Origin of the sequence: Streptomyces cucumeris (assembly GCF_024295805.1) — a bacterium.
GTDB classification, from domain to species: Bacteria; Actinomycetota; Actinomycetes; order Streptomycetales; family Streptomycetaceae; genus Streptomyces; species Streptomyces cucumeris.
Window position 1 is genome coordinate 240887 of the sequence record NZ_JANCLX010000006.1, and the last position, 25273, is coordinate 266159.

The window sequence follows — 25273 nt, forward strand, 5'->3', positions numbered from 1 at the left end:
CCCGTGATGACGTACTCCGCGGCGGTCCCGTTCCGCCGATTCCGGCCCCCGCTCGGAGGATGACAAAAATCGGCGGGGCCCGGAGCGGCTGCGGTAGACAGACCGCATGACGGTACGTGCACTGCTCATCGAGGACGACGAGACCATCGCCGAGCCCCTGATCGAGGGTTTAGGGCGGTACGGGCTGACCGTCGACCATGTCCGCACCGGGACCGAGGGGCTCCGGGGGCCGTACGGGGACATCGTCCTGCTCGACCTGGGACTGCCGGACATGGACGGCATCGATGTCTGCCGCGGCATCCGGCGGACGTCCGAGGTGCCCATCATCATGCTCACCGCCCGGGGTGAGGAGGCCGACCGGGTCCTCGGACTCGAACTGGGGGCGGACGACTATCTGGCGAAACCGTTCAGCATGCGGGAGCTGATCGCACGGATCCGGGCGATCACCCGCCGCACCCGGCCCGCCGCCTCCGTGGGCACCTCCCCGCCGTCGGCCACGTTTCCGGTGGTGGTCCCGGCCCCGGGCCCGGGCCCCTCCGGCGCCGCGCGTCCGGCCGGGGCGGCGTACGAGCCCCCGGTCGCCGATCTCCGGGGCCCCCTCGCCGAGCCGCTGATCGTGGACCGGCGGACCCGGCAGGTCTGGGTGGGCGACTCCCCCGTGCCCCTCACCCCCAAGGAGTTCGAGCTGCTGGCCCTGCTCACCGAGGACCCCGGCGCCGTCTGCTCCCGTCAGCAGATCCTCGACCGCGTCTGGGACCCCCACTTCGAAGGGCCGACCAAGACGCTGGACGTCCACATCGCCACCCTGCGCCGCAAGCTGGGGGATCCGGCCTGGATCCAGACCCTGCGCGGCGTCGGCTTCCGGCTCGCGGTGCACGCCCGGGTGCCCCAGACCGCCCGGCCGTGACCCGCCGTCTGCTGCTCGGCTATCTGACCCTGGCGGCCCTGGTGCTGCTGAGCCTCGAGATACCGCTGGGGTACGTCTACAGCCGGGCCGAACGGGAGCGGATCATCACCGCCGCCGAGGACGAGGCCGAGTCCGTCGCCGCGTTCGCCTCACTGTCCCTCGCCGCGGGCCGGGAGGACCGGCTGCCACCGAGGGTGATGCACTGCGCCGAGCGCATCGGCGGAACCGTCCTCATCGTCGGTGTCCACGGCCGGCTGCTCGCCGCATCGCAGCCGCTCTCCGTCGGGCAGCGGCGGAGCGCGGCGGCACGGCCCGAACTGCGGGCCGCGCTGAACGGCCATGACGCGTTCGACGTCCGGACCTCCACCATCGGCGGGGTGCGCCATCTGTCCATGGCCGCCCCCATCGGCCACGGCGAGCGGCCGCAGGGCGCGGTCTGGCTCACCCTCCCCACCGACGCGGTGGAGGGCCGGGTCCACCGGATCTGGCTGATCCTGGCCCTCGCCGGGCTCGCGATCCTGGTCGCCGTCGCCGTCGTGGCCCTGGTCTTCGCCCGCTGGACCAGCCGTCCGATCCGTGAACTCGAGCGTGCCGCACACCGGTTGGCCGACGGAGAACTGGCCACCCCGGCCCCGGCGAGCTCCGGACCGCCCGAGGTGCGCAGCCTCGCGGCGACGTTCAACCAGACCGCCGCGCGGCTGGAACATCTGCTGGCCTCCCAGGGCGCCTTCGCCGCCGAGGCGTCCCACCAGCTCAAGACGCCCCTCGCGGCGCTGCGGCTGCGCCTGGACAACCTGGAGCCCGAGGTGTCCGGCCATGCGCACGACTGCCTCACCGCGGCGATGACCGAGACGGACCGGCTGGCCCGGATGGTGGAAGGGCTGCTGGCGATGGCGCGCCTGGAGGAGGGGGCCGTCGTCCCCGAACCGGTCGATGTGGACCAGGTGTGCGCCGACCGACTGCGCACCTGGGCGCCGCTGTTCGAGCGGGAGGACGCCCGGCTGGTGCTGACCGGCGGACCGGTCGGCCATGCGCTCGCGGCGCCCGGGGCCGTGGAACAGATCCTTGACAATCTGCTCTCCAACGCGTTGCGGGCGGTCCCGGCGGGCGGCACGGTCACCCTCGGGCCCCGGCTCTCCGTCTCCGACCGGCGCCCGCTCCATCTGCCCGGTCACCAGACGCGGCCGCCCTGGGTCGAACTGCATGTGATCGACGAGGGGCCGGGGATGACTGCCGAACAGCGGCGCCGCGCCTTCGACCGTTTCTGGCGCGCCCCCGACGCGCCCAAGGGCGGCACCGGTCTGGGCCTGTCGCTGGTCCAGCGACTGGCCCATGTGAGCGGCGGGGAGGCGACGTTGGCCGCGGCACCCGGCGGCGGGCTGGACGCCTTCGTCCGGCTGCGGCCGGTGTCCCGCGCGGGTGCGGCCCGTCCGGTCAGGATCGCCCTCGGCCGCAGACCGGCCGGGGCACCGGGGCCGGGGCAGCAGGGCTCCCCGGACGCCGCGTCCGACGCGGAGCCACCGGTCCGCGGTTCCGCCCGGGCCGTATCGTCCGGATCGTCGTGAATCAGACCGCGGCGCCGGACTCCGCGCGGTCTCCTCCGTCGCCGGACCCGTCCGGCTACGCGTCCTGGTACGCCTCGCCGCCCAGCACCAGGACGGCGGTCCCGGCGGTGGTGTCCGCGAGCCAGCCGCGGAACGCCTCGACGTCCGCCTCGGGCAGCCCCACCTCGATCGTGACGTCCTCGGCGTAGCGCACATCGCGCACCGCCCGCCCGGTGGCGCGCAGATCGTTCTCCAGCTTTCCGGCCCGCTGGTGGTCGACCGTGATGGTGACCAGCCGGAAGCGCTGCCGGACCACGGTGCCCAGGGTGTCCAGCGCCTCGCCGACCGCGCCGCCGTAGGCGCGGATCAGCCCGCCCGCGCCCAGCTTCACACCGCCGTAGTAGCGGGTGACGACGGACACCACGTAGCGCACCTCCCGGCGCACCAGCATCTGGAGCATCGGCACACCCGCCGTACCGCCCGGCTCACCGTCGTCGGACGCCTTCTGCACTCCGCCGTCGGCGCCGATGACGTAGGCGAAGCAGTTGTGCGAGGCGGTGGAGTGCTCCTTCCGGACGCGCTGGATGACGTCCTGCGCCTCCCGCTCGGTCGCGGCGGGCGCGAGGGAGCAGATGAAGCGCGACTTGTTGATCTCGATCTCATGCACGCCCGCGCGGGCGACCGTCCGGTACCGCTCCTGCATCCGTCCACCCTATGCGCCGCGGGGAGCGCCGTGCGGAGACCGCCCTCCGGGCGGCCCCATTGCCCGGTAACTGGTTATAGTGGTTACATGAGCGAGTCGTCGCACGGCCTGGTGCTGACCTCCCCCGAGGGCACCCGCTACCTGTTCGATCCGGGCGCGCTGTGCCTGGAGTTCCTGACCACCGGCGGGCCCGGGGCGCTGAGCCGTTACGAGGTGCTGCACACCCCGGCGGACCTGGCCGACTGGCTCGGCCGCTGCCGGCTCGGCCTGGACCCCGCCGATGTGCGAACCGCCCCGGAGGACGTGGCCGCGGGCCGTCGGCTGCGTGACGCGCTGTGGGGCCTGGCGCGCGCCGCGGCGGACGGCGGACCGCTGGCCGCCGGAGACCTCGCCGAACTCCATCGCGCGGCGGCTCGTCCCCCGCTGGTCCCGTACGTCACAGCGCGTCGAACCCATGGCTGGGACACCCCGGCACAGGCCCGCCAGGCGCTGTCCACGATCGCCCGTGACGCGGTCGAACTGCTCACCGGCCGCTTCGCCGGGCGGATCCGGGTCTGCGGAGCGGACGACTGCTTCCTGGTCTTCGTGGACACCTCCCGCCCAGGGCGGCGCCGCTGGTGCGCGATGGAGCGCTGCGGCAACCGCCACAAGGTCCGGGCGCTGCGCGCCCGCCGTGACACCGAGGAGAACACCGCACCATGACGCATCCCACCGGACTCACCAGGACCGCGGGCTTCCAGATCGGCGTCTCCAAGACGCTGCCGCTGCCGCCCGAGACCGTCTGGCGCTTCGTCACCGGACCGGAGGGGCTCGCCCTGTGGCTGGGGCACGGCGTCCGGATCCACCCCGAGCGCGGTTCCGCGTACCGTACCGACGAAGGCGTGACCGGCGAGGTGCGCGGCTACCAGGAGGGCACCCGGCTCCGGCTGACCCACCGGCCCGCGGCGGCGGAGCGCGAGACCACCGTGCAGATCACGGTCACCGCACAGGGCGCGGGCTGCGTCCTGCGCTTCCACCAGGAACGGCTCTCCGGTACACGGGAGCGCGCCGAGCGGCGGGACCACTGGCAGGCGGTGATGGCCGAGGTGGCGGGCGTCCTGCTGCCGGAGCACCGCGGATGACCGGATCACCGGGAATCCGCGGGCGCCGGTGACGGTTGTGATGCGAGGAGCCCTGGAACGGCACATTCGAGCATCCCCGCAGGAGGCACCCATGTACGGCGATCCGGAGACGGTCCGCAGGATCCTGACGGAGCGGGGTGACACCTGGGCCGTGGTGGGACTCTCCGCCAACCAGGAGCGCGCGGCCTACGGGGTCGCGGGCGTGCTCCAGCGCTTCGGCAAGCGGATCGTGCCGGTGCACCCCAAGGCCGAGACGGTGCACGGCGAGCGGGGCTACGCCTCCCTGGCCGACTTCCCCTTCCCGGTGGACGTGGTCGATGTGTTCGTGAACGCGGGACAGGCGGGCGGTATCGCGGACGAGGCGGTGAGCATCGGGGCGAAGGCCGTCTGGTTCCAGCTCGGCGTGATCGACCCGGCAGCCTACGAGCGCACCCGGGCCGCCGGACTGGACATGGTCATGGACCGCTGCCCGGCCATCGAGATCCCGCGGCTCGGCTGAGCCGCGCGTGCCCGCAAGGACTCCCGGGCGGATCGGCGTGCGGGGCGGCCCTGACCGGCGGGTCAGACGCCGAGACCCTCCAGGACCACCGCGCCCGGCAGTCCGGCCAGCAGTGCGCCCGGCACGATCAGCTTGCCCCGGCGGCCGCCACTGCCGATCACGGCGTGGGGGATCTCCGCGACGGCGGCGTCCACCAGCAGCGGCCAGCCGTCGGGCAGACCGATGGGCGTGATGCCGCCGAACTCCATACCGCTCTCCCCGGTGGCGGTCCCGGCCGGGGCGAACGACGCCTTCCGCGCGCCGAGATGACGGCGGACCACACCGTTGACATCCGCGCGGGTATGGGCCAGCACCATGCAGGCGGCGAGGGTGACCGCACCGCCCCGCTTGCCCGCGACGACCACGCAGTTGGCGGACTGTTCCAGCAGCCACGCCCCGTAGTGCTCGACGAGTACGGCGGTGTCGGCCCGCTCCGGGTCCGTGTCGACGTAGCGCACCTGCTCGACCGGCACGTTCCCGCGCCAGTCGCGCAGGGCGGCGGCGACGGGGGCGGTCAGCAGGTCCAGGCACTCGACAGCGGGGCGGACGTCGTCGAAGGCATCCATCGGCGTGCTCATGGGGTCACGCTAGCCGAGCGGGCGGACGGACGGTTCAGCGAGCGGGCGGGACCGAGACGGCCATGGTCATCGCCACCGGGACATCGCCGTCGTTGCGGTAGCCATGAGGGGTGTTGGCCTCGAAGGCGGCCGATGTCCCGGTCGGTACGGTGTGCTCCTCGCCGCCCGCCACCAGGGTCAGCACCCCCTCCGTCACGACCAGCAGCTCGAAGGTGCCCGCCGGATGCGGATCGGATGTGCTGCCCTCACCGGGCATCAGCCGCCACTCCCACAACTCCAGCGGCCCCTCCGCCTCGGTCCCGACGAGCAGCGCGGTGTAGCTTCCCCCGTCGGTGGACCACATCCGCACCGCCTGATCGGCGGGGACCAGGCGCACCTGCGGTCCCTGTTCATAGTCGAGCAGTGTGGTGATGTTCACCCCGAGGGCGTCGGCCAGCTTCACGGTGGTGCCGACACTGGGGTTGGTGCGGGCCTGCTCAATCTGGATGATCATGCCCCGGCTGACCCCGGCCCGGGCGGCGAGGGCGTCGAGGGTGTAGCCGCGCTCATTGCGCCAGCGCTTGAGATTGCGGGCGAGTGACTGCGTGAGCTGGTCGAGGTCCGTCACGGTCCGGATGTCCGTCCAATATTTTGAATGGCTTAGTCGAACGCATTGAACTACGGTGGGGTGTACTCCCACGTCCAACACACTGTACGGCGAGGTTCCACCATGTCCGCACTCTTCGCTCTTGCCACCAGCCTGCTCTGGGGGCTGGCCGACTTCGGCGGAGGGCTGCTCACCCGGCGTATGCCCGCCCTCACCGTCGTCGTGGTCTCGCAGACCATCGCGGTGGCCGTCCTCGGGGCGATCGTGGTGGCCACCGGCGGCTGGTCCGAGGCCGGACCGCAGCTGTGGTTCGCGGTCGCGGCGGGTGTGGTCGGACCGGCCGCGATGCTCTGCTTCTACCGGGCCCTCGCGCTGGGCCCGATGGGCGTCGTCTCCCCGCTCGGCGCGCTGGGCGGGGTGGCGGTGCCCCTCGGCCTTGCGCTGGTGCTGGGCGAGCGGCCGGGTGTGCTCCAGGTCGCGGGGATCGTGGTCGCGGTGGCCGGTGTGGTCCTGGCGAGCGGACCGCAGACCGGCGGCGCGCCCGTCCAGCGGCAGACCCTGGTGCTCACCCTGGTCGCAGCCCTCGGCTTCGGCTCGGTGATGGCGCTGATCGCGGAGGCGTCCTCGACCCTCACCGGGCTCTTCCTCGCGCTGTTCGTGCAGCGGCTGGGCAATGTGGCGGTCGGCGGCGCGGCGCTCTACGTCTCCGTCCGGCGCGGCAACCCCGCACTGCCCGAGGGCCCCGAGGGCGGTATCGCCGTGGTCCGGGCGGCACTTCCGGCGCTCGCGTTCGTGGGCCTGTCCGATGTCGCCGCGAACGGCACCTACAACCTGGCCGCCCACCACGGTCCGGTCGCGGTGGCCGCCGTACTCGCCTCGCTCTACCCGGTGGTGACCGCGCTCGCGGCCCGCGGGCTGCTCAACGAGCGGCTGCGGGCGATCCAGGCGGGCGGTGCGGGACTGGCGCTGGTCGGAACCCTGCTGCTGGCGACGGGCTGAGGGACCGGCGGGGTGCCCGGGCCCGCGGGGTCGCCCGGTCGGCGCCCGCGCATCCTCGGCGGCCTCAAGGGCTCAGGGCTCAGGCGTCCACCAGCGCCCGCACGAAGCGGCGGCGGTCACCGGGCTGGTCACGGAACCAGGCGCCGAGCCAGTGTTCGGCCTCGGGCAGCACGAGATGGCCGAGAACGGCCTCCTCGGCCAGCGCGTCCGCCACGGCCTCGGTCACCTCCGGCGGGATGACCTCGTCCCGGGCGGGCACCGCGAGGACCGCCCGCGCGCGGTAGGCGCGGAAGGTGTCGAGGGCGGCGGAGGAGCGCCAGCTCTCCGGGGTGCGGATGATCTCGGTGAAGCCGGATCCGGCACGGAACGGCACCTGCCAGGCGTCACGGGCGTAGACGGCGGGTGCGCACAGGCCGATCGTGGTGACCCGTGGACCGTAGTGGACCAGCAGATCGGCGACCGTCTGACCGCTCATGCTGAACCCGATGAGGACCAGTTCATCGGAAGCGGGTACCGACTGGTCGATCAGAGCGCGGGCCTGGGTGAACCGCCGCTCCAGGCTCAACTCGCCCAGTTCACCGGAGCTTTCGCCATGGCCGGAGAAGTCGCAGGCGACGGCGGTACGGCCGGTGGCCGCCAGGTCCCGCATCAGGCCGAGCATGCGCTCCTTGTCACTGGTCCCGGCGCCGTGCAGCACCACCGCGGTGGCGCCCACCGCCGGGGCAGCGGGGGCGAACGCGGCACAGCCGAGCCGCTCGCCGTCGCCCGCCACGAAGAAGCGGCGCGGTTCCTGTGTCTGCTCTTGCCTGGTCCCCATGGACCCTCCCGGTGTTCCCACGGAGATCAGGACGCATGATCGATTGCTGTGGTTCCGCCGGTTGCGGTGGTTCGGTACGGGGGTACCGTGCCGGGGACATGCCCAGACGGACCGAGGGAGACATGCTGTGACGGAGCGGGCGTTGATAGCCGGGGTGGGCGGCAGGGAGCCGAAGGTCGACCCGGAGGCGTTCGCCGCCCCGACATCCGTGGTCATCGGTGAGGTGTCGGTGGCACCGGAGGCGAGCGTCTGGTACCACGCCGTGCTCCGCGGGGACACCGCACCGATCAGTGTCGGGGCGCAGAGCAACATCCAGGACAACTAGGATTTACCCTCTGACCTGCGGAAACGCGGCGCTTAAACCCCCAAGGTAGACCCCCCTCGGGGTCGCGTCAACGCCCCCAAACCCCCGCATTCGAACGTCCATCCGAATGCGCCATTGAGGGGCGATCTCGAATTTCGGGATACCCCAACATGCGGGAAGCTGCATGCGTATACTTGTATTGAACCTAGACGGTTCGGGGCTTGACCAGCTTCCCATTGGCAGCTAGTCAGGCACCCCACTAGCTTGATCAACAAGCTTCCCCCACCTCGAAGGACCCCTTATGCCGGCCCCCAGACAACTTCCAACGAGCGACGTACTGAGAGACCACCGCTCGAAAGGTAAGACGTACCAAGAGATTGCGGATATGTACGGGGTCACGAAGGGGGCCGTGTACTGGCAGCTTCGAGACGCTGGCCTGGCGAAGCAGAGGCCCGACCACAAGAAGTACCTTCCGTGGACGGTCAAGACGGAGCACGCGCACGCGCGCCCCGCAATGATGCTGCGCCTGCTCTCGCGCCGGGAACAGGGTGACACCCTGCCCGAGGTGAAAGAGAGGATGCTCGATAAGTGGCTCAATGAGGTGAAGGCCGCGGATGTCGTGGTCTGCTATCACCGGGATATGGGCCCCAATCCGGCTAACCCGACTACTGGCGGGTTCTACTACTCGAAGCGTCGAGCCGCGGATGGTGATGATCTCGTTCGCGATACCAGCGATGACGATACTTCCAGCCTTCCCAAGATCGTAGATCCTTCCGGTTCGCGATAGCGGCGTGTAAACGATTTCCACGGGGGAGAAGCCGGGCCGTCCTACAAGGGGGTAGGGCGGCCTTTCTGCTGCCCTGAAGCTAGTATTTGACTCCGCCAGGGGGGCCGGGCGAAGATGAATATGTCAGCGAGGGAAGCCACGGAGGAACCGGCAAGAAGTCGGGGACGTGAGCAATACCGGCGGCCAAATACACCGGCATAAGTGAGGCGTCTTGTCGTACCCCTGTGAGGTCAGTCCCGAGTTCTGGTTCTCGGAGAATTCCCGGGACATGGAAGACGCGAAAGAAGCGTGTGGCCATTGCCCGGCCCGCACTGAGTGCGCCGAACTGGGCGAGGATGAGGAATTTGGCGTATGGGGTGGACTGTCCCCGGATGACCGAAAGGCCGCCAAGCGGTTCCGGGTGGTCATGATCGAGGAGACGTTGAACGCGAAGGTCAGGGGCATGCAGGCTGAGGGGATGTCGATCTCTGCCATGGCGCGTGAACTCGACATGCCGCGCAAGACCCTAGCCGACCGTTTGCGCCGGATTAGCGGCCTTGCCGCCTAGAGGGAACTTGAGTTTCCCTTGAGGTAAGGCAAAGCTAAGTATAACGATCACATAACGCAGTAGTTGAAGTTGCAAGAATGTGTAGGCCCTGTGAAGTTATACGGGGTAAGCTTCGATCCCGAGTGCTACTGACGGCGCGCGGGAACCGAAATCATATTGGTGTGGTACTGGCCGCCGGGACAACAAGAATGCTCGTAGACAGCTCGACCGGGATTGATCTCAACAACGCGGGTGAAGACCTTCAGGGGGTTGACATCCTCATGGATGTGCCGCAAGTAATCTCGGTCGTGAGAGTTCGATACGCCAACGGAACGCGCCTCGAAATCTCGTACTGCGGTAAGAACACCGAAGGTGAAGACGTACAGACCGCCCGCGAAATGATGCCCATAAGAGCCATAGCCCTTAAGGGCTGGTATAGCGACACGCTCGGGTGCGATCACGGCGACGAGTACACGACCGCATATTGGGTTTTCGAGTAACCCAACACTCAACAACTGAATACCGAACCAGGGGCAGCTAACCAGGCTGCCCCTTCTGTTTGCCCTGAACCTAGCATTTGGAAAAGAGAGAGCCTGTATGTCTACCGCCGACGCCTTCAACGACGCCCCCACGATGAACTTCGCCGACATCGACGGCCGCCCCATCGCTGTGCGCCCCCTCCGTGACGCTGGCCTCGGCCGGAACGTGGTCGAACTGGTCGTTCACGGCGCGACCGTCCGCCTCTCGAACGCTGTCGTCCCCCAGTTCGTGGACGGCGTGACCATGGCTGCTTTCCTCGGCGAGATCGAGAACGTCGCCACCGGAAACCACACCCCCACCGGGGCGTGACGGTGGCCCATCGCTCCGTATCGCAGTACACCGGGTTCGTACGCTGCGGTGAGGCGTACCGGCTAGAGAAGGTCGCCAAAGCTCCCCAGAATCAAGCCGGTTGGTTCATCCAAGGGACCGCCTACCACGAAGCCGTGGAGAAGTGGGAGAAGAGCCACCGGGCCTACGGGCCCGACCAGATGGCCGAGTGGTTCGAAGAAGCATGGGAGCGAGAGCACGCGGCGGCCCTGGCCGTCGAACCGGACGTGACCCGGTGGCTCACCGGGGGCACCACGAAGCCGGAGAACGACCTGAAGAAGCGTCGTGAGCGTGGACGCGGGCAGGTCGAAGCCTACTTTGAGTACGCGATAGAAGCGCCCGAACGCATCTGGGAACCGGTCGACGGACAGCCGGCCATTGAGCTTCCGTTCACGCTCGTCCTCGACGGGATCGAAGTCCGCGGGTTCATTGATCAGGTGGTGGAGTACCCGGACGGCCACCTTCGAGTCAGGGACCTGAAGACGGGGACTCGGCTCCCCGATACGCCTTTTCAGCTAGCCGTCTACGACCATGCGCTGAACGACATGTTCGGCGTGAAGCCGGGATTCGGTGACTTCTTCATGGCGAAGAACAATGCCCCCACCGACCCGTGGAACCTTCAGGACTACTCGCTAGAGAAGGTCAAGCGATGGTTCCGGAACATGGATAGGGCCGTTCGCCTCGGCCTGTTCCTCCCCAACCCTGGCGACGCTTGCCGTACCTGTACGGTCCGGCGCTTCTGCGATGTCAACGGCGTGGACGCACGCCAGTACCCCTATCAGGAGAGTGTGAATGTCTGAGTCCGAGAAGTTCTCTGTGACCCTGAAGTCCCACGGTGGCCATGACGCCACCTGGGTTGTGATCAAGGCCGATTCGCAGGCCGAGTTGGTCGACCTTCTCGACGGGTACACGAAGACGGGAATCTCGGCCCTGATCGGTGAGGCCGTGAGCGCCCTTCGGGCCGAAGAGACCCTTGGCGCTCAGCTCGGGGCGCGCCCGGTTGAGCACCCCGGCAACTATGACCGCGGTGCCCAGGCCCCCGCCCCGGCGCCCGCTCAGGCCCCGGCCGGCCAGACCCCGTACGGCACTCCGCCCACCTGTCCGCACGGACAGAAGCGGTTCCTTGAGAAGCCGTACAAGAACAAGCCGGGAACCTGGCGAGCCTGGGCGTGCCCCGCCCCGCAGGGAACCCCGGACGCGTGCTCTCTGGAGTTCATTCGCTAGGCCCGAACCTAGTATTTGGAATGGCAGGGGCGCGACTGCCAGGCCGTGAGGCCGCCCAACGCGCCTTTCTCATGCCCGTTTAAACAAGCCCGCGGAGTGCCCCCATGCCTACGAACCTCGACGCCCAGAAGACCCGTGACGCCGCTATCGCCCAGGTGGACGCGAACGCGGATGACGAGTGGAAGCGATACGCCCTCGGCTTCGTTGCCGAAGTGTCCGGCGTCCTCGACGACTTCACCACTGACGATCTCTGGGACCTGGGCTTGATCAAGCCGCGTGAGCCGCGCGCCCTCGGCCCCGTGATGCGTCGAGCCGCGAAGCGCGGCCTGATCGCCACCACTGGCGAATTCCGGAAGAGCCGCTATCGCAACTGCGCCCCCCTGCCTGTCTGGGCTTCCGCCTAAGAACTCTCGAAGGATCGCCCTTGTACACGATTGTTCGAGCGAAGGGCGATGCCGGTAAGACCGGCGAACCCCTCCCCGTACTCTTCAAGACCTTCGCCGCGAACACCGTCCATTTCCGCCGAGGACAGTTCACGATTATCTCTGCGGCGCCCGGTGTCGGTAAGTCTGCCCTCTCCATGGCCCTGGCCCTACACGCCCGCGTGCCGGCCTTCTACTTCAGCGCGGACACCGACCCCCAAACCATGTTCGTTCGCTGCGCCGCGAACGTCTCGGGCTGGTCGACCAGGGACATCGAGAACGCGCTAGAACACGGCAAGACCACGGCCGTAGAAGCCCAGTTGGACGGCTTCGATCACCTTCGTTGGGACTTCACCGCGAGCCTAACGATTGATGACCTCGAAGCCGAGCTGAAGGCTTTCGCGGTCACCTACGGCATGTGGCCGGAACTAATCATCGTGGACAACCTGTCCAATGTCGTCCCGGACGCCGAGGGCGACAGTAACTCTTATGTCGCCCTGGAGAAGGTCTGTGAATACCTTCATGAGCTAGCCCGCATGACGGGCGCGTGCGTGGTGGCTCTGCACCACGTAAAAGGCGACAGCAACGACGGGAATTCGCCGGTACCCCTGTCCCAGATCAAGGGGCAGATAGGCCGCGTGCCGGAAATGATTCTCACCCTTCACCGCATCGGTGACGACGCTTCGCGCCAGATGGGCGTGTCGGTCGTGAAAAACCGAACCGGAAAGGCGGACGCGTCCGGCGCCATGATCCTCTATCTCGACGCCGACATGGAACGCATGAGGCTCGCCGGATGATCGAGATAGACGTGATCGGCACCCCTGCCCCGCAGGGCAGTAAGAGGCACGTTGGCGGGGGTCGAATGGTGGAGTCTTCGAAAAAGGTCAAGCCGTGGCGTGCTGCCATATCGGCCGAGGCCCTGAACCACACCTTCGACCCCTGGACGTACGTCGCCGTGCGGGCCGTGTTCCGACTGAAACGACCCAAGAGCCATTATCGCACTGGCAAGTTCGCCGACCAGCTCAAGCCGGACGCTCCCGTATATCCGGCGAAGTACCCGGACCTGGACAAGCTTTGCCGCTCGACCCTGGATGGCCTGAAGGCCGGCGGGGCCTTCGAGGATGACGCCCAGGTGGTGAAGCTCTACGCGCACAAGGTCTATGCGTCACACGACGAAGAGCCTGGCGCACGGATTCGGGTCTATCCCGTCCTTTGATTCCGCCACCCGCGCGAAACTAGTATTTGGAGCGTAAGGGAGGGCGGATGGAGAAGCCGCCGATCGCGGAAGTGCTGGAGCACTACGGAGCGACTGACGTTCCAGAAGGGGCGCGTTTCCGGAAAATGAAGTGCCCCTTTCACGAAGACCGAAATGCCTCGGCTTCTGTCTGCACCGAAGAGAACAAGTTCCGGTGCTTCGCATGCGATATCTCGGGCGACTCGTTCGATGTAATCGCCGACCAGGAAGGATGTCGCGATTTCTCTTGTACCCGATCCTGCGCTGAAAAGCTTCTTGGAGGAAGCTACGGCCAGGTACGAGGGGGATCTAACCCGGAGTACCGCCGCCGTGGAGTATTTGAAGAAGCGCGGCCTGTCCGCGGACAGCGCAGCATCCTTCAGGCTGGGCTACGTCGAAAACCCCTTGCCGGGGCATGAGACGGCAAGGGGGATGATTGCGATTCCCTACCTCACCAGGGCCGGGGTCATGACCATACGATTCCGGCGCCTCGGCGACGGGGAAGGGCCGAAGTATCGGTCTGTCCCCGGTGACCCTCCCCGGATCTATAACGCAAATGCCCTTCTCATGCCGAGCGATTATATCGCCATCTGTGAAGGCGAGTTTGACGCGATTGCGGCACACGAAGCGGGTATTCGAGCCGCACACGGGCGGGCGGTCGAACTTGGGCTTCCTGCCGTCGGCATGGCTGGCGTGAGCGCATTCAAGCCGTACTTCGCTCGATGCTTCAAGGGCTATAAGGCGGTCTTCATGCTTGCCGATGGCGACGATAAGGGGCAGGGGCTGGAGTTCGCCGAGAAAATCGCCGAGCTTGTCAAGAACGTTCGAATCTGCCCCATGCCGGCCGGGCATGACGTGAATTCTTATGTCCTAGCTCACGGGCCCGAGGCCCTTCTAGACCTACTGGAGATCAAGCGATGACCAGTCACGAACTCGCCGACGAATTCGGCCACTTCATTCGGCAATGCCGCGGGCGAATCCTCGGAATCGGGGCCGAACAGTACGACGAAGGCGACGGGCGGCAGAAGTTCGAAACCATGCCGCTGGTCGAGCTGGTCGTGTACGCCCGTGAAGAAGCTCAAGACCTAGCCGTGTATGCGGCCATGCTCGATATCCGACTGAAGAGACTCGAAGAAGCCCTTCGAGAGAAGGGCGTCACCCTTTGAAGCGCATCGTTGTCCTGTCCGACATGCAGATCCCGTTTCACGATCGGCGGGCCGTCCGGAACGTCCTCGGCTTCATCGGGGACTACCGCCCGGACGAGATAGCCAGCGTGGGGGATGAAGTCGACTTCCCCCAGATCAGCCGATGGACTCGCGGAATGGCCGGTGAGTACAAGGGGGATCTTCAGGCGCACTGTGACGCGGGCAAGCGGGTTCTTGCCGGCCTTCGTGCGGTGCACGAAGGCCCCATTCACGTAAGCCGTTCCAATCACATGGACCGGCCTCTCAACTACGTGCGGACGCGCGCCCCTGGCCTTATGGGCCTGAAGGCCCTCGAAGTGCCGTCCCTTCTCGACTTCGAGAAGTACGGCGTGACCTACCACGAAGAGCCGTACGAGATTGCCCCCGGATGGCTTCTCGCCCATGGCGACGAAGGCGCGTCGTCCCGGATTCCCGGCGGAACCGCTATGGCCCTTGCTCGCAAGTGGGGTTACTCCGTGGTCTGCGGCCACACTCACAAGCTCGGAATCCAGCACGAACACACGGCCGTCAATTCGAAGGTGACGCGCGAGCGATTCGGCTTCGAAGTCGGAAACCTCATGGACATGAAGAGCGCCCACTACCTGAAGGCCGGTCACGCGAACTGGCAACAGGGCTTCGGGATTCTCTACGTCGACAAGAACCGCGTTACCCCCGTCCCCGTATTCATCCGCCCGAACGGCTCTTTCGTGGTCGAAGGCAAGACGTACGGCCTGAAGGCCGCTTAGGAGAAGCACGATGATTGACTGGACGAAGTACACGAAGATCGCCGAGGGTGTTGCCCGCCGGGTCGCCGACGAGTACCCCGGGATTGACGCCGAGGACATTCGGCAGGAGATCCTTCTTCACGTCGTCGAGAAGCAAGGAGTGTACGAGGGGGCCGCCTACCCCGATGGACAGCTTCGGAACAACTTCCGGAAGATCGCGATCAGCTACGCGGGACGCGAGCGATACACGTACATCTATCACTCGGCCGAGTACGTTTACACGTCCTCCGAAGTTCGACAGCTCTTCGAGAGGGCTTTCTTCCAGCCTGAGCTTTGGGAAACCGCCCCGACGAAGGAAGACGGTGTATCCGTCTCTGCGGGCGGTGTCGTCGTCGCCCTTTGGGATCTCGACCGCGCTTACAGCACCCTGCCCGTTCTCGACGCTCAGGTAATCGCGAAGCGGTATGAGCGCGGAGAGGCCCTTTCTTCCGCCGAGACCATGCGGCTTTCTCGCGCTATCGACAAGATCGTTCGCGTTCTGAACAACAGCGTTGTTAAGCGTCAGCAGGAAATGAAAGCCCATTCCGGCCCCCAGCGTCGGACCGTTGGCGCCACCGCCTGAACCCCCGGAAGGAAATCGAAGAATGCGCACCATGCATCGCTTGAAGCGGGTCGCTGTCGCTCTCGCTCTGGCTCTCCTTGCCGCTATCGGCATCGTGTCCTGTGACACGGACCGCGCGTGTGCGGCCCCCATGGGCTTCACTGCGCCGAGGCCCGCCCCGCGTCCGCCGTCCTTCTCGAAGCCTGCCCCGGCCCCGCGGCCGGCCCCCGGCCCCCGACCGGTCCGGCCTGCCTCTCCGCAGCCTCACGGCCACACGACCACCGTCGTTCCCGTGTACGCCGGGAGCGGCTGTTGAAGATACTCGTCACCGGTTCCCGGGACTGGACGGACGCCCGGACGATTGAGCTGGAGATCTTCCGGGCCCTCTACGAGGCGAAGGCTCCGCACCACGAAGCCGTACTGATTCACGGAGCGTGCCCCACCGGGGCCGATGCGCTCGCCGACGAGTACGCCAGAGCCACGGGGATGCACATCATCCGCCGTCCGGCCGACTGGGACCGGTGGGGGAAGAGCGCGGGTGCCATCCGCAACGCCGAGCTGGTCGACCTAGCGCCGGATATCTGCCTGGCCTTCATCCGCAACGGAAGCCGCGGGGCTTCCATGACCGCCACTCTCGCCGAGAAGGGCAGGGTCGAGACCCGGAGGTTCCTCGCATGATTCAGGTGATCATCGACAACCCGCACGCCTATTACCCGAAGTTTCCTCGGGTGATCGAGGGCGACACCGAAGAGGCCGTTCACCGCCAGGTGCAACGCTGCCTCTCCGGCATGAAGGGCCAGTACAGCGCCGCCCGGTATGCGAAGACCACTGTCACTCGCGTTGCGGCGACCGAGGACCATTCGGCGCGGTACGTCCTCGGGGGTGCCGAGTGAAGGCTTACCGCCGCGCGCGACTGGGACACCCCTTCTGTCTGTACCTCGACGGCCAGGAGGCGGACGCCGTCGAGTCCGAGCTAGAGCGGCTGGACCCCGAAGACTTCCCGGCCCTGGCGAAGGTCGAGCGCTACCTAGCCCGTGTCCGTGGGGCCGTCGGTGAGTGAGCCGATCGTGGTCCTGGCGGGAAGCCTCGCCCAGTTCCGCATGTGGTGCCGGTCGGCCGGCCTCGACCCCGAGTCGCGACACATCACGTACGCCCGAGACGTGAACGCCCTACGGGGCCGCCACGGGGCCCGCGTGGTCAGGTGCGGCACCTGGCACCTTCGGCCGGACGCTCGGGCCCTCGACAACGTCGCCCAGGCCCTCGAAGGCTGAATCGGCAAAATGGCCTTCGCCATGCGCCTTCGGCTAGTCTCAAAACCGCATCCCCCCTTCTCTCGCTGACACGGTGAAGGTCGATGCAGCGGCCCCCGCTTCGGCGGGGGCCGTTTTCGTTACCCCAAAGCTAGCATTGAACGTAGCCCGTTTAAACCTTGCGCGAGATTCCAAATGCTAGTAACGTTCCACCTGTCAGCGAGACGGACGCCGGAACGGCCGGCGCCCGAGCGAAGGGGAACACAATGAACGTCATCTCTGTTCTGGGCGGCAAGGTCCACAAGCGACAGACGGCCTTCGACGATGGCGGCCCGGAATTTCACTTCCCTCTCTGCCGTACGGGTTCGATGACCAATCGGGGCACGAAGTACCGGCCGACCGAGGCCGAAGTGACTTGCTCGGTGTGCCTCTCGTACGGCACCCCGAAGCCCGAGACGGAAGAGGTCGCCCCCGTCAACCCGAAGGCGACCCCCGAGCGTCACATGACCCGGGAAGAGTGGCTTCACATGGCGATTGACGCGCTGCGGCCGGAATTCGCGAAGATCGAGTTCCCGCTTCCCCAGCGGGTTCACGTCTCGGTCGGCTTCGGGTACGGCGCTAAGCGCGAGTCCGCGACGATCCTCGGCCAGTGCTGGGCGCGTCGCGTGTCCGAGGACGACGTGAACCACATCTTCATCTCGCCCGAGCTGAACGACACGGCCCGCGTTCTCGACGTGCTGATTCATGAGCTGGTGCACGCGGCCGACGACTGCCAGAGCGGCCACAAGGGCGCCTTCGCCACGGCCGCTAAGGCCCTCGGCCTCACGGGGAAGATGACCGCCACGGTTGCTACCCCGGAACTGAGCGAGAAGCTTCGGGAGTTGGCGAAGGCCCTCGGGCCGTATGCGCACGCCACCCTTTACCCCATGGGTAAGCCGCTTCAGCCGAAGCGAGAGCCGAAGCCGGAAGACCCCGAGGAGACTCCGGAAGAGCCCCCGGTTTCCTCCGGACCCAAGAAGCAGGGAACCCGCATGATCAAGGTCTCTTGCAAGCCGGATTGTGGATGCGGCGGGTACGTTGTCCGCACTACCGCGAAGTGGCTCGAAGTCGGAATGCCGATCTGCCCCATGGGAACGGTCATGGAACTTGCCTGACCCCTCTTAGGCGGCCCCTTCCAGGGGCCGCCTGTAAGCTCGAACAACTCAGTCCCGCACAGGAGGATTTCGAAGTATGGCAACGGAACAGCCGCCGAAAGATGGCATGACGCCCCGAGAGCGCTTCATTCGCGGTGCTGAAGTGGTCCTGAAAAGGTACGGGTACGACGCGACGAAAGAAGCCGAGTCCGTTCCCGAAGACTGATGAGAGTTGAGGCCCCTGCGGAAGCAGGGGCCTCCTTTGCTTCACTCGAAGCTATAACTTGAAATTCTGCGACGCCTAATGCTAGATTCCCATTGTCAGCGAGAAACGGCCTTCGGGCCGGAAGGGGAATCCATGCAGAGAACTGACAGGGCCGCCGCTAGCGTGGTGGCCGGTATCGCGGCGGGCGCCTTCACCCTCTCCTATGAAGCGCTCCGGCGCGTCTACTTGGAGAGCACCGGGAACCATGACCTTTCGGTGGTCTACCCCTTGATAGTGGAAGGCTTCGTCACGGTGGCCGTATGGGTGGCCTACCGGCTCCGTGACTACGGATGGAAGGCCACGGCCTACCCGTGGCTTCTGGCCGGCGCCTTCTTCTCGTACTCTCTGTGGTCCAACAGCCTTCCGGACACCGTTCCGGCCCCCGTGATCCGGGGAGTTCCCTCCCTGGCCGTCCCCTTGGCCGTCCATCTCTTCACGCATCTGGTGAAGCGCCGGGAACCCGCCCGCACCGAGCTGGTCGAGCTGGTCGACTGGGACCAGGACGACGAAGAGCCCCTGTCGGATGGCCCTTGGCCGGACTGGGAGCTTCCCCCGGTCAAGGCCGAACAGCCCCGCATCTTCGAGGCCGTACCGGCAGCCGCCCACGTCTCGACGGACGCCGGGCCTCTCATTCGAACTTGGGCGCGACGACACGGCTATGACGTGAAGGACACCGGCAGGATTCCGGAAGCCGTCATCAAGGCGTTCACGAAGGCGCACAGCGATGAGCTGGTGAACGCGTGACCAAATTCGGATGGTGCCTCACTGGGCATCACGGGAAGTGCCCTCGGCTCAGCGTCAGCGGAGACGGTTGCGGCTGTAAGTGCCACGCTGATAAACACGACAACATCACTGCGCTATTCAGCGCGAACAAGGAAGAGGACGAACAGACCATGGCTCAGAAGGTAATCACGCTCCTTACGGATGACCTCGACGGCTCCGAGGCGAGTCAGACCGTGCTCTTCGCCCTCGACGGGAAGTCCTACGAAATCGACCTGAACGACACTCACGCGGAGAAGATGCGCGAAGCTTTGGCGCCGTTCGTTGGGTCTGCCCGGAAGACCTCTGGGGGCCGCGCGACGGTTCGACGCATCGGTTCGAGCAAGTCGAACGAGGACACCGCCGCCGTCCGTGCCTGGGCGAAGGAGAACGGATACGACGTGAACGACCGCGGCCGTGTGCCCGCCAACATCCGTGAGGCGTACGCGAAGGCCAAGACCGCGTAACAGCGCACCCAGCTCGACCCCGGCCCCCGCCCTCGGCGGGGGCCTTCTTCATGCCCGCGAACGCTCCAACTCACCCCCAGGGCGGCCCGCACACGCCCCCTGGCCCACTCCCCCACCGGCCCCGCGAACGGCCCTCTCGCGGCTTCCTCGACCCTCGACGCTCGAAGCCCCCGAAGCTAGCTTTGGGAAGACGTGTAAACGTGTGGCCCTGATCACCACCGTATAGCTTGCTCGTCTAGTTTCAATACTAGTAACGTCAGCGCCGCACGGCCCGAGCGATCGGGGCGTGGCCGCGCACGACGGCCCCGAGGGATGGCACCCAGGGGAGACGACATGCCAAGGGAGAGCGGTCCCAGGAAACCGCCCTGCGGCCCCGGGTTGACGCCCTGGGGAGTCCAGACCAGTCGGCAGTAAGAGAACGGCTCTGCCTCACAAAAGCCGACCCCGGATTCAGCCACCGGGAGGTAGAGAAGCCCCGGAGGGGGCGTGACGGCATACCGAGTGACAGACAGACCGGGTGAAGGCAGGCCCGGACCGGTGACCGTGCAGAACGGTCGGGCATGCGGCCCCTGGCTCTGATCACACATCCCGGCCCTGCGGCACAGATAATCCCTGTAATGCCGGTTCTGATGGCGACGTACCGTGACGGGCGTACCGGAGATCCCCCTACGAAGTGAGCAACCACCATGACTGGGGGACCTATTGCTTTCTTCGTAGGGGGGTTCACAGACTCCACCCGACTCGGGGCACCCGGAGCATGGAGAAACGCAAAGACGAAAGACAACCGCAGCAACCACCCAGGCCGCTAGACAGGGATTCCAAATACTAGTAACCTCGCTCTCGTCAGTGAGGGAAGGTAAGGGAAGGGTGCGGCATGGCAAAGGTCAAGCGGACTCCGGAAGGTCTCGCAAAGGCAATCGAGGCAGAAGGCTTCAGGGTCGAGCGGAGAACTCACGGTTGGCTTTGCTATCCGAAGAACCCCCAGGCTCCGACGGAATGGATAAGCCGCAACGTCGGGGGCCGAGGGCAGCGCAACAATGAGGCCGTAGCGCGCAGATTCGGGATTCTGTAGCCTCCACGGGGGCCGGGCAACCGGCCCCCTTCACCGTGTCAGCGAGAGAGTTGGTTTAAACGATGCATGACTATCAGGCCGTGATCAGGGTGAGGCACCAGGGGCGCAACCTGGCCGAGTGCGCCGACGAACTCGACGCCGTAACCGGCGAACTGGTCGACTACGGGGCCACGGCCCAGATGTGGGACGGCGTCACCGAGTGGACCATGACCGTGCGCGTACCCTCCCTGTGGGACGTGGCGGCCACGGCCGGCCGAGCCGTGCGAGCCGCGTACCACAAGGCTGGCTGGACGGTGAGCGTTGTTCGCGCGGATGCGTGGCAGGTCGCCGAGTGGGAGAACGCGAAGGGCTTGAGCGAATGACCGAGAAGACCATGACGGCCTACCAGTACCAGGCCTTGAAGGCGGCCAGCGTGCACCCGCACGGACGGCTACCTGATACGCATGAACGCACCCTCGAAGCCATGGATGAGGCGTGGTACGGCTTCGCCACTCAAGGCGATTGGTGGGGCCACGTCATCACCGACGCCGGACGCGCGGCCGTGGCTGCCCATGAGGAGAATTGCCAGAAGAAGGGTAAGCCGATCCCGCCTGTCAGCGTGGCGGTGCCCCTTCACATCGAGGCCGGAGAGTGGGGGCGCTTCGTCGCTCGGGCCGAGCGTGAAGGACTCGACCCTTACGAGAAGTTGGCTCAGCTCATCACCGAGAACGCCAACTAGTGATCAGGGGCCGGGTGACCGGCCCCTTCTTGCTGGCGCGAAGCTAGTATTTGGAATCTCGTTTAAACGCTGCTACTGTCTTCCTTGTCAGCGAGAGAAGCCCCCGGAAACGGGGGTGATGAAGGGAAGAACAATGGCCGTCAATCTCCGCAAGGGAATCCATCGTTGGGTGCACTTCTACGAGGAGAGCGTGACCTTCTGCCGGATGTGCGGAACCGTCCTCGACGCGGGGGACACGCCCGCTAGTGAGTTCTGCACCGTCCTGCACGATGCGCATTGCGCTTGCGACCACTGCCGAGAACTGATCAACGGATAGGGGAATGCCGAAGGGGGCCGGGATACCGGCCCCCTTTCTCGTTGCCATGAGGCGGCCCCTGCCATCCGCCACGGGGGTTAACAGACAGCAGGGGCCTATATGGTGCACGACTCGACCGACCGGCCAAGGTGGAAGCCGTGCACCAGCTTGAGGGCCCCGGTGGGGCGTCGAGAGGTCCCCGCCCGCCGGCCTCGGGGAAGAAGTCGGCGAGCAGGGCCTTCGGGGGCAATGCGGGCCTGTTCAGGGCCCTGCCCCCTCATCCTCTAAGGCTGACTCCCGATGGACGCCTAAGAGGGCCATGCACCCGCCCCGACCGTCTGAACCTCCAGGGTTCGCCGATCGGTTTGGGCGTCCGCGCCTGGCCCGACTGGGCTAGGCTCGCTCTATGGCTGAACCCTTCGTCAACGGTGACGTTCTGCACCTTGCTTGCGGTGTTTGCCCCTCCCGTCGTTTCCCCGTTGGGGAGTTCGACGTTTTCGAGCGACCGACGAAAGAATGCCCGTTCAATCAGGCAGACGGACACCGATACCTGAGTGACGGCACCCCGGTTTGCGTCCACCCGGAAAAGGTCGGGCTGCCCGCGGCCCGCTACAAGAGCGAAAACGTGCCGTTGACCGCCGAAGTGCATTTGCCGCCCGACCCTTCCGCGCTGGTGCAGTACTTGCACGACGTGCTTTACGGCGCCGCACCGGTCCTACTCGACCAGCTCATTACGCAAGCGACAGCGGAAATCCGGCGACAGTTCCCGGACCTTGACCCGCTAGACGTGCTGCGCCGTGCGCTGAGCTGACGACTACGCCGCGGCGAAGTCGATGGAGTGCGCCTTGCCGGAACGCCGGAACCCCGCCGCCTCGTACTTGGCGTCAAGGATCTCCAGCCGGCGTTGCGCCTCGGTGTGGCTGACCCAGTACCGCGGGTTGGGCTCGCCCCACGCGGCCACGTACGCCTTGTGCGTGAAGTCGCCGGGCGCGTAGTCGTGGTGCTCCTTGTCGGTCTGGTGAATGACCGACACGCCGACCCGCTTTGCGATCCGGTCGAGAAGCTGAGGCTGCGCGATCATCGCGTGCATCATCTCGTCCACGGGAACGGCGACGGGGATTTCCGTCATGTCCTCGTCCTGGCCGCCCAGCTCGTACACGGCCGCCTTGAGGGAAAGGGCCCGAAGTCCCTCCGTGAGAAGCGGGCGCTTGTCAGCGTCCAAGTCCCAATTGGCGATGACGGGAAAGCCCGTGAAGCAAGTCCACGCTTCGTCGTACTTGAGCGCGGCGGCACAGAACGCCCCGAACTCAGGGTCAGCCTCGAAGGCCGACATGATCTCTCTCGCTCGCTCCGCTACCCTCTCGGGCGCGGGAAGGGTTGCACTCATTCCGTGTTCTCCTTCGGTTGCGTGCATCTGCTGACCCGCCCGACTGTCGCTGTCCATGAAGACAGCCGGGCGGGGGTCTTACCCGCCGCCGCCGAGGCTCAGTGGAGTTCGGCGGGGCGGAGTCTGATTGCGAATGGCCGCGCTGCTACTTAGGCTTGTCGTCCTTCACGACATACTCCGAACCGCACTTGTACGTGCCTTCCGGTGCGCCGGACGCGCGAATCAATGTCGCGTCATGCGTCGTGCATTGCGGCTGTCCACCAGCGTCCTCGCCGTCAGCGTTGCACGGAAGTTCGTTCTTGGCCATTTCGCCTAACTTCTCTGGTTGTTGGAACCCGTTCCCGAAATACGAGAGTTCAGAAGCGGGGGGAATTTGAGGCCGCCCAAGACTGCTCCCGTGGCCTCGGGCGGCCTTCGCGCTCCCCTCTTCGTCTCCCAGACGACAGCGGGGAAGACTGGGGCCGGCGGGGATGGTTGGGCCCTCCGTGAGGAGCGCGCCCGGCGGACTCGATCGCCGGGGGCCTAGGTGGTACTCAGGAAGGACCAGAGCAGAACCGGCACGGCTCTTTACCTGCCCGCTTGGCCCTTGCGAGAGAGACGACGTGAGCCTTGGGCGAGTTGCACCGACCAAGTACCACGCAGTCATGGTCCTTGTGATAACGGCGGCCAGTCGGAATGACGTATACCGATGTGGTCGTTGCCTTCTGTCCGCTCATGGATCTTCCCTACAGATGACTACGGAAATTCGTAATTCAGATACGGCAGCTTTCCAACGATCTCTCGCCCGTCCCTGCGGAATACGATCAAGGGGAGGGCAGTGCTGGAGCTGAGCTTGAATCCGTACTGGTTGCACAGTCGCTCAAGGTCACCCTTGAACCTGTCAAAGGCTGCCCTGTCGGCGGACGTTGACGTCATTAAGTTCCTCTTGCCCGCTCCGGCCTAGGCGACCGGTTCGCGTTCGCCATCCAAGCAGTCCGAGCAATTCACGTTACGCGCCCACTCATAGACAGGCTCATTCGGTTCGCCGGCCCCGCACTTCGGCCTCAACGACTCCTCGACCGTGACGAGTTCGTGAACCGTACGATCCGCCGTTCCGACCGTCCCGGCCTTCACGTAGGCGGCCCCCTCGATCTTGGCCCGCATGCGGGCGGCAAGCTCGGTCTTCTCCGTGAACTGCTTGTTCTTGTTCCGGTCGTGCTTGTCGCACTTCACGTCACATTTGGCGCTGATCTTCGGCTTTCCGAAGTGAAGCGGCCTGCTCACTCCAACCTCCCCTTTCTCTACATTCTTCCCGCGATGCCCAGGGAAATGATCAAGCCGCAAGAGGCGGCTACCAGCAAGACGAAACACAGCCAGAAAATGCGGCCGAGGAATCGCTTCACCATTTGATCGGCTCCAGAGTTCCGCCCGAGCACTGAGGGCATGGAACCTTGTACGTGAATGCGCAGGTGTCGCACCCCGCGAATCCGCAGCAGTCCGGGCACCAAATGCGCTTGTGGTCCGTGCAGGTTCCGCAGTACGTCACCAGCTCGGGTATGGCAGGTTTCGTCGGGGCGCGCGTCGTACGGCTCGACCGCGGCTTGCGCTTCCGCTCGCGGGTGCGCTCGGCGGTGGTGGCCGGCGGAGTCACCGGCGCCTACTCAGCCGGTGCGAACGAAGCTCAGGCTTCGCGGCCTTGGCGAGTGCCGCCCGCCTGCTCATGCCGACCCCAGGCAAACGCCGCGTGTACCCACTAGCTCTCTCGCGATCACATGCTCAGGGAGGCGCGGCACCGCCAGCGTGGCGAAGACCCACTTGCCACAACCCGCGGGCTTCGTGCCGCACCGACCGCCGCTCTCGGCCGTAAGGGCCTCGATCAGGGCCAGGCCGCGCCCGCTCTCCGAGTCGGCACCAACGGTCTTCCGGGCGGGGGTCTTGGGGCTCTCGTCGTAGACCTCGATGGCGAACATCCCGCCGAGGACGGCGAATCGAACGATCACGCAGGTTGAAGCGGGGGCATGCCGTATCGCATTGGTCACCAGCTCAGAGGTGAGGAGTGCCGCCGTCTCGATCACGTCGCCTTCGTACTCCCACGCGGATAGCGCGTTGCATACGGCACGACGCGCTAGACCGGGCGCCTTCTCGTTGTTCATGAGCGTCTTGTACCGCTCCACTCTGGACACGCGCCTACCTCCCAAACCCGCGTTGGGGCGCGACGAACTAGCGGCGGCAGACGTTAGTTTGACCAAACATCAGATACCGCCAGCAAGCTGGTGCGCTG

The 25273-nt window shown here is 66.4% G+C and carries 37 protein-coding genes and 1 pseudogene; 31 read left to right on the forward strand and 7 right to left on the reverse strand.

Annotation, left to right across the window (positions count from 1 at the left end):
- Positions 1–106: 106 nt before the first annotated feature.
- Both NMK44_RS11820 and NMK44_RS11825 read left to right on the forward strand, forming a co-directional pair.
- The gene (locus NMK44_RS11820) at positions 107–907 is read left to right on the forward strand and encodes a response regulator transcription factor (RefSeq protein WP_254741396.1); all 801 of its coding nucleotides are present in this window, start codon (positions 107–109) and stop codon (positions 905–907) included.
- Positions 904–2472 (forward strand): sensor histidine kinase, encoded by a 1569-nt coding sequence (locus NMK44_RS11825; RefSeq protein WP_254741399.1) that lies wholly within the window; start codon positions 904–906, stop codon positions 2470–2472. The genes NMK44_RS11820 and NMK44_RS11825 overlap by 4 nt, the downstream gene beginning before the upstream one ends.
- 55 nt (positions 2473–2527) lie before the next feature.
- Here the strand turns inward: NMK44_RS11825 and NMK44_RS11830 are convergent, their stop codons facing one another.
- Positions 2528–3154 carry a YigZ family protein gene (locus NMK44_RS11830; protein WP_254741402.1) on the reverse strand — a complete coding sequence of 209 codons (627 nt, stop codon included), beginning with the start codon at positions 3152–3154 and terminating at the stop codon, positions 2528–2530.
- Positions 3155–3241: 87 nt separating this feature from the next.
- Here NMK44_RS11830 and NMK44_RS11835 point away from each other — a divergent pair, with 87 nt between their 5' ends.
- From NMK44_RS11835 to NMK44_RS11845, 3 genes are all read left to right on the forward strand, one after another.
- Positions 3242–3856: a CGNR zinc finger domain-containing protein gene (locus NMK44_RS11835; RefSeq protein ID WP_254741405.1), complete on the forward strand. Its 615-nt coding sequence runs from the start codon at positions 3242–3244 to the stop codon at positions 3854–3856.
- Positions 3853–4275 carry an SRPBCC family protein gene (locus NMK44_RS11840; RefSeq protein ID WP_254741408.1) on the forward strand — a complete coding sequence of 141 codons (423 nt, stop codon included), beginning with the start codon at positions 3853–3855 and terminating at the stop codon, positions 4273–4275. The genes NMK44_RS11835 and NMK44_RS11840 overlap by 4 nt, the downstream gene beginning before the upstream one ends.
- A gap of 91 nt (positions 4276–4366) precedes the next feature.
- On the forward strand, positions 4367–4774 hold the full coding sequence (locus NMK44_RS11845; protein WP_254741411.1) for a CoA-binding protein: 408 nt from the start codon (positions 4367–4369) through the stop codon (positions 4772–4774).
- A gap of 62 nt (positions 4775–4836) precedes the next feature.
- On the opposite strand, the gene NMK44_RS11850 is transcribed toward NMK44_RS11845, so the two are convergent.
- Together NMK44_RS11850 and NMK44_RS11855 are read right to left on the reverse strand one after the other, a co-directional pair.
- The gene (locus NMK44_RS11850) at positions 4837–5391 is read right to left on the reverse strand and encodes a YbaK/EbsC family protein (RefSeq protein WP_254741414.1); all 555 of its coding nucleotides are present in this window, start codon (positions 5389–5391) and stop codon (positions 4837–4839) included.
- 34 nt (positions 5392–5425) lie between these two features.
- Positions 5426–5998, reverse strand: a complete 573-nt coding sequence (locus NMK44_RS11855) for a helix-turn-helix domain-containing protein (RefSeq protein ID WP_254741417.1) — start codon at positions 5996–5998, stop codon at positions 5426–5428.
- A gap of 102 nt (positions 5999–6100) precedes the next feature.
- On the opposite strand from NMK44_RS11855, the gene NMK44_RS11860 reads away from it, so the two are divergent.
- Complete coding sequence (locus NMK44_RS11860; RefSeq protein ID WP_254741420.1) at positions 6101–6976, forward strand: EamA family transporter; 876 nt, start codon at positions 6101–6103, stop codon at positions 6974–6976.
- Between the two features lie 79 nt (positions 6977–7055).
- On the opposite strand, the gene NMK44_RS11865 is transcribed toward NMK44_RS11860, so the two are convergent.
- Entirely contained in the window at positions 7056–7793 is a 738-nt protein-coding gene (locus NMK44_RS11865; protein ID WP_254741424.1) for an alpha/beta hydrolase, read from the reverse strand.
- Between the two features lie 127 nt (positions 7794–7920).
- On the opposite strand from NMK44_RS11865, the pseudogene NMK44_RS11870 reads away from it, so the two are divergent.
- The 25 genes and pseudogenes from NMK44_RS11870 to NMK44_RS11980 all read left to right on the forward strand — a co-directional run.
- A pseudogene (locus NMK44_RS11870) lies at positions 7921–8115 on the forward strand (gamma carbonic anhydrase family protein); the annotation flags it as partial.
- Between the two features lie 391 nt (positions 8116–8506).
- On the forward strand, positions 8507–8884 hold the full coding sequence (locus tag NMK44_RS11875) for a hypothetical protein (protein ID WP_254741427.1): 378 nt from the start codon (positions 8507–8509) through the stop codon (positions 8882–8884).
- A 211-nt stretch (positions 8885–9095) separates the two neighbouring features.
- The gene (locus NMK44_RS11880; protein WP_302888073.1) at positions 9096–9431 is read left to right on the forward strand and encodes a WhiB family transcriptional regulator; all 336 of its coding nucleotides are present in this window, start codon (positions 9096–9098) and stop codon (positions 9429–9431) included.
- 161 nt (positions 9432–9592) lie between these two features.
- Entirely contained in the window at positions 9593–9910 is a 318-nt protein-coding gene (locus NMK44_RS11885; protein ID WP_254741435.1) for a hypothetical protein, read from the forward strand.
- A 97-nt stretch (positions 9911–10007) separates the two neighbouring features.
- A complete protein-coding gene (locus NMK44_RS11890) occupies positions 10008–10259 on the forward strand; it encodes a hypothetical protein (protein WP_254741438.1) in 252 nt (83 codons plus the stop codon).
- Between the two features lie 2 nt (positions 10260–10261).
- Positions 10262–11077 carry a RecB family exonuclease gene (locus NMK44_RS11895; protein ID WP_254741757.1) on the forward strand — a complete coding sequence of 272 codons (816 nt, stop codon included), beginning with the start codon at positions 10262–10264 and terminating at the stop codon, positions 11075–11077.
- A complete protein-coding gene (locus tag NMK44_RS11900) occupies positions 11070–11501 on the forward strand; it encodes a D29-gp49 family protein (RefSeq protein WP_254741441.1) in 432 nt (143 codons plus the stop codon). The genes NMK44_RS11895 and NMK44_RS11900 overlap by 8 nt, the downstream gene beginning before the upstream one ends.
- Positions 11502–11605: 104 nt before the next feature.
- Positions 11606–11905 carry a hypothetical protein gene (locus NMK44_RS11905; RefSeq protein ID WP_254741444.1) on the forward strand — a complete coding sequence of 100 codons (300 nt, stop codon included), beginning with the start codon at positions 11606–11608 and terminating at the stop codon, positions 11903–11905.
- Positions 11906–11925: 20 nt separating this feature from the next.
- Positions 11926–12720, forward strand: coding sequence for a DnaB-like helicase C-terminal domain-containing protein (locus NMK44_RS11910; RefSeq protein ID WP_254741446.1), 795 nt, complete (start codon positions 11926–11928; stop codon positions 12718–12720).
- Entirely contained in the window at positions 12717–13139 is a 423-nt protein-coding gene (locus NMK44_RS11915; RefSeq protein ID WP_254741449.1) for a RusA family crossover junction endodeoxyribonuclease, read from the forward strand. Before NMK44_RS11910 ends, NMK44_RS11915 begins: the two co-directional genes overlap by 4 nt.
- Before the next feature lie 47 nt (positions 13140–13186).
- Positions 13187–13576, forward strand: a complete 390-nt coding sequence (locus NMK44_RS42675) for a CHC2 zinc finger domain-containing protein (protein WP_374215258.1) — start codon at positions 13187–13189, stop codon at positions 13574–13576.
- Positions 13488–14078: a toprim domain-containing protein gene (locus tag NMK44_RS11920; RefSeq protein WP_254741451.1), complete on the forward strand. Its 591-nt coding sequence runs from the start codon at positions 13488–13490 to the stop codon at positions 14076–14078. The genes NMK44_RS42675 and NMK44_RS11920 overlap by 89 nt, the downstream gene beginning before the upstream one ends.
- Entirely contained in the window at positions 14075–14323 is a 249-nt protein-coding gene (locus tag NMK44_RS11925; protein WP_254741454.1) for a hypothetical protein, read from the forward strand. The genes NMK44_RS11920 and NMK44_RS11925 overlap by 4 nt, the downstream gene beginning before the upstream one ends.
- A complete protein-coding gene (locus tag NMK44_RS11930; RefSeq protein ID WP_254741456.1) occupies positions 14320–15087 on the forward strand; it encodes a hypothetical protein in 768 nt (255 codons plus the stop codon). Before NMK44_RS11925 ends, NMK44_RS11930 begins: the two co-directional genes overlap by 4 nt.
- A gap of 10 nt (positions 15088–15097) precedes the next feature.
- Positions 15098–15688: a hypothetical protein gene (locus NMK44_RS11935; protein ID WP_254741458.1), complete on the forward strand. Its 591-nt coding sequence runs from the start codon at positions 15098–15100 to the stop codon at positions 15686–15688.
- A gap of 291 nt (positions 15689–15979) precedes the next feature.
- A complete protein-coding gene (locus NMK44_RS11940; RefSeq protein WP_254741461.1) occupies positions 15980–16345 on the forward strand; it encodes a DUF2493 domain-containing protein in 366 nt (121 codons plus the stop codon).
- Complete coding sequence (locus NMK44_RS11945) at positions 16342–16560, forward strand: hypothetical protein (protein WP_254741463.1); 219 nt, start codon at positions 16342–16344, stop codon at positions 16558–16560. The genes NMK44_RS11940 and NMK44_RS11945 overlap by 4 nt, the downstream gene beginning before the upstream one ends.
- The gene (locus tag NMK44_RS11950) at positions 16557–16727 is read left to right on the forward strand and encodes a hypothetical protein (protein WP_254741465.1); all 171 of its coding nucleotides are present in this window, start codon (positions 16557–16559) and stop codon (positions 16725–16727) included. The genes NMK44_RS11945 and NMK44_RS11950 overlap by 4 nt, the downstream gene beginning before the upstream one ends.
- Before the next feature lie 456 nt (positions 16728–17183).
- On the forward strand, positions 17184–18071 hold the full coding sequence (locus tag NMK44_RS11955; protein ID WP_254741468.1) for a SprT-like domain-containing protein: 888 nt from the start codon (positions 17184–17186) through the stop codon (positions 18069–18071).
- 76 nt (positions 18072–18147) lie between these two features.
- A complete protein-coding gene (locus NMK44_RS42035) occupies positions 18148–18276 on the forward strand; it encodes a hypothetical protein (RefSeq protein ID WP_302888074.1) in 129 nt (42 codons plus the stop codon).
- A 132-nt stretch (positions 18277–18408) separates the two neighbouring features.
- Positions 18409–19059 carry a DUF2637 domain-containing protein gene (locus NMK44_RS11960; RefSeq protein ID WP_254741470.1) on the forward strand — a complete coding sequence of 217 codons (651 nt, stop codon included), beginning with the start codon at positions 18409–18411 and terminating at the stop codon, positions 19057–19059.
- A 149-nt stretch (positions 19060–19208) separates the two neighbouring features.
- Positions 19209–19541: a histone-like nucleoid-structuring protein Lsr2 gene (locus tag NMK44_RS11965; protein WP_254741473.1), complete on the forward strand. Its 333-nt coding sequence runs from the start codon at positions 19209–19211 to the stop codon at positions 19539–19541.
- Positions 19542–20693: 1152 nt separating this feature from the next.
- Positions 20694–20975: a hypothetical protein gene (locus NMK44_RS11970; RefSeq protein ID WP_254741476.1), complete on the forward strand. Its 282-nt coding sequence runs from the start codon at positions 20694–20696 to the stop codon at positions 20973–20975.
- Positions 20972–21331: a hypothetical protein gene (locus NMK44_RS11975; protein ID WP_254741479.1), complete on the forward strand. Its 360-nt coding sequence runs from the start codon at positions 20972–20974 to the stop codon at positions 21329–21331. Before NMK44_RS11970 ends, NMK44_RS11975 begins: the two co-directional genes overlap by 4 nt.
- A 701-nt stretch (positions 21332–22032) precedes the next feature.
- Positions 22033–22437: a hypothetical protein gene (locus NMK44_RS11980; RefSeq protein WP_254741482.1), complete on the forward strand. Its 405-nt coding sequence runs from the start codon at positions 22033–22035 to the stop codon at positions 22435–22437.
- Positions 22438–22440: 3 nt separating this feature from the next.
- Here the strand turns inward: NMK44_RS11980 and NMK44_RS11985 are convergent, their stop codons facing one another.
- The 3 genes from NMK44_RS11985 to NMK44_RS11995 all read right to left on the reverse strand — a co-directional run bounded on the left by NMK44_RS11985 (position 22441) and on the right by NMK44_RS11995 (position 25145).
- A complete protein-coding gene (locus NMK44_RS11985; protein WP_254741485.1) occupies positions 22441–23013 on the reverse strand; it encodes a hypothetical protein in 573 nt (190 codons plus the stop codon).
- Positions 23014–23952: 939 nt separating this feature from the next.
- The gene (locus NMK44_RS11990) at positions 23953–24276 is read right to left on the reverse strand and encodes a hypothetical protein (RefSeq protein WP_254741488.1); all 324 of its coding nucleotides are present in this window, start codon (positions 24274–24276) and stop codon (positions 23953–23955) included.
- Between the two features lie 434 nt (positions 24277–24710).
- Entirely contained in the window at positions 24711–25145 is a 435-nt protein-coding gene (locus NMK44_RS11995; protein WP_254741491.1) for an ATP-binding protein, read from the reverse strand.
- Positions 25146–25273 lie beyond the last annotated feature (128 nt).

Bases quoted from the DNA above. Each gene is read 5' to 3' on its own strand.
- NMK44_RS11820 (WP_254741396.1), top strand. From the start codon at position 107: ATGACGGTACGTGCACTGCTCATCGAGGACGACGAGACCATCGCCGAG.
- NMK44_RS11830 (WP_254741402.1), bottom strand. From the start codon at position 3,154: ATGCAGGAGCGGTACCGGACGGTCGCCCGCGCGGGCGTGCATGAGATC.
- NMK44_RS11835 (WP_254741405.1), top strand. From the start codon at position 3,242: ATGAGCGAGTCGTCGCACGGCCTGGTGCTGACCTCCCCCGAGGGCACC.
- NMK44_RS11840 (WP_254741408.1), top strand. From the start codon at position 3,853: ATGACGCATCCCACCGGACTCACCAGGACCGCGGGCTTCCAGATCGGC.
- NMK44_RS11845 (WP_254741411.1), top strand. From the start codon at position 4,367: ATGTACGGCGATCCGGAGACGGTCCGCAGGATCCTGACGGAGCGGGGT.
- NMK44_RS11850 (WP_254741414.1), bottom strand. From the start codon at position 5,391: ATGAGCACGCCGATGGATGCCTTCGACGACGTCCGCCCCGCTGTCGAG.
- NMK44_RS11860 (WP_254741420.1), top strand. From the start codon at position 6,101: ATGTCCGCACTCTTCGCTCTTGCCACCAGCCTGCTCTGGGGGCTGGCC.
- NMK44_RS11865 (WP_254741424.1), bottom strand. From the start codon at position 7,793: ATGGGGACCAGGCAAGAGCAGACACAGGAACCGCGCCGCTTCTTCGTG.
- NMK44_RS11890 (WP_254741438.1), top strand. From the start codon at position 10,008: ATGTCTACCGCCGACGCCTTCAACGACGCCCCCACGATGAACTTCGCC.
- NMK44_RS11900 (WP_254741441.1), top strand. From the start codon at position 11,070: ATGTCTGAGTCCGAGAAGTTCTCTGTGACCCTGAAGTCCCACGGTGGC.
- NMK44_RS11905 (WP_254741444.1), top strand. From the start codon at position 11,606: ATGCCTACGAACCTCGACGCCCAGAAGACCCGTGACGCCGCTATCGCC.
- NMK44_RS11915 (WP_254741449.1), top strand. From the start codon at position 12,717: ATGATCGAGATAGACGTGATCGGCACCCCTGCCCCGCAGGGCAGTAAG.
- NMK44_RS42675 (WP_374215258.1), top strand. From the start codon at position 13,187: ATGGAGAAGCCGCCGATCGCGGAAGTGCTGGAGCACTACGGAGCGACT.
- NMK44_RS11925 (WP_254741454.1), top strand. From the start codon at position 14,075: ATGACCAGTCACGAACTCGCCGACGAATTCGGCCACTTCATTCGGCAA.
- NMK44_RS11935 (WP_254741458.1), top strand. From the start codon at position 15,098: ATGATTGACTGGACGAAGTACACGAAGATCGCCGAGGGTGTTGCCCGC.
- NMK44_RS11945 (WP_254741463.1), top strand. From the start codon at position 16,342: ATGATTCAGGTGATCATCGACAACCCGCACGCCTATTACCCGAAGTTT.
- NMK44_RS11955 (WP_254741468.1), top strand. From the start codon at position 17,184: ATGAACGTCATCTCTGTTCTGGGCGGCAAGGTCCACAAGCGACAGACG.
- NMK44_RS42035 (WP_302888074.1), top strand. From the start codon at position 18,148: ATGGCAACGGAACAGCCGCCGAAAGATGGCATGACGCCCCGAGAGCGC.
- NMK44_RS11960 (WP_254741470.1), top strand. From the start codon at position 18,409: ATGCAGAGAACTGACAGGGCCGCCGCTAGCGTGGTGGCCGGTATCGCG.
- NMK44_RS11965 (WP_254741473.1), top strand. From the start codon at position 19,209: ATGGCTCAGAAGGTAATCACGCTCCTTACGGATGACCTCGACGGCTCC.
- NMK44_RS11975 (WP_254741479.1), top strand. From the start codon at position 20,972: ATGACCGAGAAGACCATGACGGCCTACCAGTACCAGGCCTTGAAGGCG.
- NMK44_RS11980 (WP_254741482.1), top strand. From the start codon at position 22,033: ATGGCTGAACCCTTCGTCAACGGTGACGTTCTGCACCTTGCTTGCGGT.
- NMK44_RS11985 (WP_254741485.1), bottom strand. From the start codon at position 23,013: ATGAGTGCAACCCTTCCCGCGCCCGAGAGGGTAGCGGAGCGAGCGAGA.
- NMK44_RS11995 (WP_254741491.1), bottom strand. From the start codon at position 25,145: ATGAACAACGAGAAGGCGCCCGGTCTAGCGCGTCGTGCCGTATGCAAC.